Source organism: Polynucleobacter sp. AP-Nickl1-40-C4 (assembly GCF_035012665.1).
GTDB lineage: Bacteria > Pseudomonadota > Gammaproteobacteria > Burkholderiales > Burkholderiaceae > Polynucleobacter.
In genome coordinates, this window is record NZ_JAYGQR010000018.1 from 1 (window position 1) to 4,545 (window position 4,545).

The 4,545-nt window shown below is 43.6% G+C and carries 4 protein-coding genes and 1 pseudogene; 3 read left to right on the top strand and 2 right to left on the bottom strand.

The window, feature by feature from the left end; translation table 11 throughout:
• The first annotated feature begins 440 nt into the window (after positions 1 to 440).
• Positions 441 to 961, top strand: a pseudogene (locus VC182_RS11355) (GGDEF domain-containing protein).
• Between the two features lie 28 nt (positions 962 to 989).
• Here VC182_RS11355 and VC182_RS11360 read toward each other — a convergent pair.
• Positions 990 to 2,630 carry an FMN-binding glutamate synthase family protein gene (locus VC182_RS11360; RefSeq protein ID WP_323485357.1) on the bottom strand — a complete coding sequence of 547 codons (1,641 nt, stop codon included), beginning with the start codon at positions 2,628 to 2,630 and terminating at the stop codon, positions 990 to 992.
• 162 nt (positions 2,631 to 2,792) lie between these two features.
• Here VC182_RS11360 and VC182_RS11365 point away from each other — a divergent pair, with 162 nt between their 5' ends.
• Positions 2,793 to 3,176, top strand: a complete 384-nt coding sequence (locus VC182_RS11365; RefSeq protein ID WP_072583501.1) for a translational machinery protein — start codon at positions 2,793 to 2,795, stop codon at positions 3,174 to 3,176.
• A gap of 25 nt (positions 3,177 to 3,201) precedes the next feature.
• Positions 3,202 to 3,462, top strand: a complete 261-nt coding sequence (locus tag VC182_RS11370) for a hypothetical protein (protein ID WP_072583502.1) — start codon at positions 3,202 to 3,204, stop codon at positions 3,460 to 3,462.
• Positions 3,463 to 3,809: 347 nt separating this feature from the next.
• On the opposite strand, the gene VC182_RS11375 is transcribed toward VC182_RS11370, so the two are convergent.
• Positions 3,810 to 4,433 carry a carbohydrate porin gene (locus VC182_RS11375; RefSeq protein ID WP_323485358.1) on the bottom strand — a complete coding sequence of 208 codons (624 nt, stop codon included), beginning with the start codon at positions 4,431 to 4,433 and terminating at the stop codon, positions 3,810 to 3,812.
• Positions 4,434 to 4,545: the final 112 nt, after the last annotated feature.

Consider the following 4,545-nt stretch of genomic DNA (forward strand, 5'->3'; position numbering starts at 1 on the left):
GATCTGCCTCTTGTAATATCCGAACAATTTGTTCGTCTGAAAACCGTGCTCTCTTCATACCTGCTCCTTAGGTTGAAGGAGTCATTATCTCTAAAAGCTTTTGGTCTGAAAATCCTAGGGCAGGTCAGCAAGACAATAATATTTATGGGCTATTTGGCATTAAACCAAAAATAGCAGTCCAGTTTGGGTTTGGTTTGCTGTTCTTGATTTTAATGATCGATGTTTTTTCGCCTAATGATTACCGATTAGTTTTGCTCTATCTATTTCCTGCGGCAATCATTGGATTAAATGCAAAATCAATTAAGGTTGTTATCGTAGCGCTTGTTTTGACGACGCTATTTGAAAATTATTTTCTCCTTAGGGAGGATTATTTCTCCCTCTATCAAGTAAAGATAGAAGTACTTAATTTCCTTATACGTTTTTTGGCGACCCTATTAATTATGTGGCTTGCCAGGTCACTTCGACGAAGTCAGTTGCGGGTAAACCTGCTGGCAAATACGGATTCATTAACAGGGTTGTGGAACAGACGCTGGGCCCGAATTGTTATAGAGCAGGCTATTGCAAAACTTGACGAATCACGGGAAGTTTTTTCTGTTGCGCTGATCGACGTGAATGACTTTAAAAAGATTAATGATTTCGAGGGCATTTAGTGGGCGATCAGGTGTTGACAAAGATTGCCCATACCTTGATGGCATTCTCATCTAAGAATGCCATGTTTTTCCGTTTGGGTGGAGACGAGTTTTTGATCGTTGCATTGAAGGTAAATAAGAAAAGTATGCATCAGATGTGCGGTGATATTGTTAAAACAGTCAATCAGACGATGAGTGATTCAGGGTATCCAGTTACCTTAAGCATTGGTATGGCAACATATAGCGAGGCACCAAGAACCGTCTCGGAAATCTTGCATCAAGTAGATCTAGAGATGTACCGCCACAAAACTGAACTCCGAGCTTCTCAATAAATTTCTCTTATCGCGAGGCTCTCAAGGCCTAACTTTTAAGAGCGCTAAAGCTTTGGGCTTGGGACCGGTGCCAATAAAGCTCAAATACTCTTGGCAAATTCAGGCTCGGATCTATATGTTCTGCGTTTAGTAACAGTCCAGCGGGCATTTCAGGGAGTAAGAAGGATAAAAGCCGTACTTCATGCTTATTAATGCGTCGGATGATGTGAGGGGCATCAATTTCACCGGGATGATGTAATCCAGCGGCCTCCACCAGCTCCTTCAAAGTCTTCAGGGTTTCATTGTGGAAGTTGTATACGCGCTCAGCTTTATTTGGCACTACCAATGCTTTCTGACGCAATGCATTCTGAGTGGTGACACCAGTAGGGCAGTTTCCCGTATTGCAAACCTGAGCCTGTATACAGCCAATGGAGAACATAAATCCACGAGCACTATTACACCAATCAGCTCCTAAAGCAAAAACCACAGCCATATCAAAGGCGCTAATGATCTTGCCGGCGCAACCAATTTTGATGTGATCTCGCAGGTTCACGCCTACTAAGGTGTTATGAACTAAGCGAAGACCTTCTTGAAGCGGTGTGCCCACGTGATTGGTGAACTCTACCGGTGATGCGCCGGTCCCGCCTTCAGAGCCGTCTACTACGATGAAGTCTGGATGAATGCCAGTCTCCAGCATGGCTTTGACAATGCCAAACCATTCCCAGGGGTGACCAACGCAGAACTTAAAGCCAACTGGCTTACCGCCGGATAGGTCACGCAACTTCTTCACAAAATGGATCAGCTCAAGCGGCGTTGAGAAGGCGCTATGGGATGCAGGGGAGATGCAGGCTTCTCCTTCCTTAACACCACGTGCTGCAGCAATTTCAGCCGTCACCTTAGAGCCTGGCAAGATGCCGCCATGACCAGGCTTAGCGCCTTGACTCAATTTGATCTCGATCATCTTGACCTGAGGATCTAAAGCATTCTCTTCATACTTTTTTTCATTAAAGCTGCCATCAGTATTGCGGCAGCCAAAGTAACCGGAGCCAATTTCCCAAATGAGATCGCCACCATGAACGCGATGATATTGAGAGATCGAGCCTTCCCCGGTGTCATGAGCAAAGCCACCCATTTTGGCACCAAGATTTAAAGCCAAAATAGCGTTGGCACTAAGTGATCCAAAGCTCATTGCCGAGATATTGAAAATACTGGCTGAATATTTTTGTTTGCAATCCTTGCCACCTATCTCAACCCGGAAATCATGGCTAGGTAAACGGGTAGGGGCTAATGATTGATTAATCCACTGATAGCCAGGGGCCATTACATCCAGAGTGGTACCAAAAGGAATTTGATCCGGTACAGCTTTAGCGCGTGAATAGACTAATGTGCGCTGCTCTTTTGAAAAAGGGGTCTCATCATTGTCACCCTCGATAAAGTACTGGCGAATTTCAGGTCGAATGAATTCAAGCATGAAACGCAAATGACCAATAACAGGGTAGTTCCGAAGAATGGCTACTTTGGTTTGTGAGACGTCATACATGCCCACGAATGATAAAAAGCCAAATAGTAGGAAGAAATTCCAAGCCTGTGGATGCAGCTGTAAAGAGGTAAAACTGGCAATGGCCCCCAGGATGCATAGAGAAAATGGAATATATCGTATGGGTAGGTATTTATTGGGGGACATGGCCATAATGAACTTAAATGTGGATGGTCTGAGTATACGAATTTAATACTAATGCAAACAATTTGACTTAAATCAAACCTAATAGCGCTTCCACAGTGATTTTTCAGTAATCCTTAAGCATTGCTGGAGTATTCTGAAGGGGTAGTTAATACTAATCATAGGAAGAATATGTCATTAAATCACGCAGTAATTTGGATCGACCATAAAGAAGCTCATGTAATGTTCTTGAGCGAAGAGGCTAGCGAAGCCGAAGTGATTCGCAGTAAAAGTACCCACACTCATCTGCATCACAAAGCCAATGAAGTCGGTAGCGGTAAAGTCGCTTTAGATTCAAAATATTTACATTCAGTTATCAATGCCGTGAACGAATCCAAAGAAATCTTGATTCTTGGACCTGGATCTGCAAAATTAGAGCTCATCAAACACGCGCACAAACATGATGCCAATATTGCAGAAAAGATTGTTGGCGTAGAAACGGTTGATCATCCTACTGATAAAGAAATTCTTGCCTATGCACGCAAGTTTTTCTATAAAGTGGATCAAATGCTATAAATAAAGACTTCATAGGACGACACAAATGACTAAAGAGTTAAACAAAGAAGCTTTAGGGCCAGATGGCCTCCCAGGGCATGATTATTTTCTGGATGCGGTAAATCATATTGATCAAGCAGTAGCAACCAATACGATTGCCGCGGGCGCTGCTAAAGGTTTAGTTTTTAGCCTTGTAGAAACCTTGGGCGCCATGGTTGGTGACCCCGATCTACCGAATCATCTGAAGTCCGGATATATGGGCGCTTTAGATCTTGCGGTTGAGTTAGAGGCGAAGCTATCTAAATAAGCTAGCTATCAAGTGCATCTTCAGTAAGGGCAGCTTCGGTTGCCCTTATGCATTTAAAATGGCGGTCAATCGCCATTTAATCGAAGTTCATGACCAATACTCCAAAGAAACGCTTAGCAGTCGCCCCCATGATGGATGGGGGCGATATAGCCATCTGAGCTATATAAATAAAGGCCCTACCTTTTTAAAAATCAATTTAGGGCAAATTTAGGGCAAAAACTTAATGCCATATTTTGATGTAAAAGTTCCTCACATCTAGGCGTCCTAAGGAATTTTTATCAAACTAGCCAAAGGCGATTGTCGGCCATTAAGAGCATTCGATTATTCGGCTCCAATCAATCAAAACATCACATTTCTATATGCGCCCGTAATCCAAAGAAATTCACCGGTCCACGTGCTGAGTTATAGGCTGGATTGGCTATGCGTTGGTAATCTGCCGAAATATAGAGTTCTTTATACACTTTGGCGCTATAGAAAGTCTCCAGTATCTGTTCTGTCTTGTAACTTAGATTCCCATCCCCAATAAAAGGAGACATGCCACCCATTTGCAGATAGGTTCTTTGAATAGGGGCGATTCCATTAACCGCAAACCCTAGGCCCACGGTGTCGTAAGGTCTCGACCAGCTACCCCCTTTGATACTGATACCGCCAGATAAAGAGCGACTAATGTCAACTGTTTGTGTTTCCGAATTGCCTGGGTTCCAGCTCCAACGACCGAATATCCCAATGTCTTCTGCAATAGACTGCTCAAAATTGAGGCCATAACCCCAAGAGCTTTGGGCAGCAAGACGAGTATTGCTTATATCGGGGGTTGAGTTAGCCTGTTGAGCAAGACCTACAGCGCTTTGGTAGTTACCCATAAAAGCATGTTGTTGATAGTAGAGGGCACGCACCGCGCCAGGTTTCCCCCAAAGTTCGTGCTCATGTGTTAATTCAATTTGATTTCCATAGTCCTGTGGTAATACCCCCACCCCTTAACCTGACTTAAAAGTAGAATTTCTAAGTTGTTTGATTTAAAGGAAATTCTATGAAAACCTCCCGTTTTACCGATAGCCAAATCATGGGCATCCTCAAGCAAGCCGA

Coding starts and splice junctions, on each gene's coding strand:
- VC182_RS11360 (WP_323485357.1), bottom strand. CDS start 2,630: ATGGCCATGTCCCCCAATAAATACCTACCCATACGATATATTCCATTT.
- VC182_RS11370 (WP_072583502.1), top strand. CDS start 3,202: ATGACTAAAGAGTTAAACAAAGAAGCTTTAGGGCCAGATGGCCTCCCA.
- VC182_RS11365 (WP_072583501.1), top strand. CDS start 2,793: ATGTCATTAAATCACGCAGTAATTTGGATCGACCATAAAGAAGCTCAT.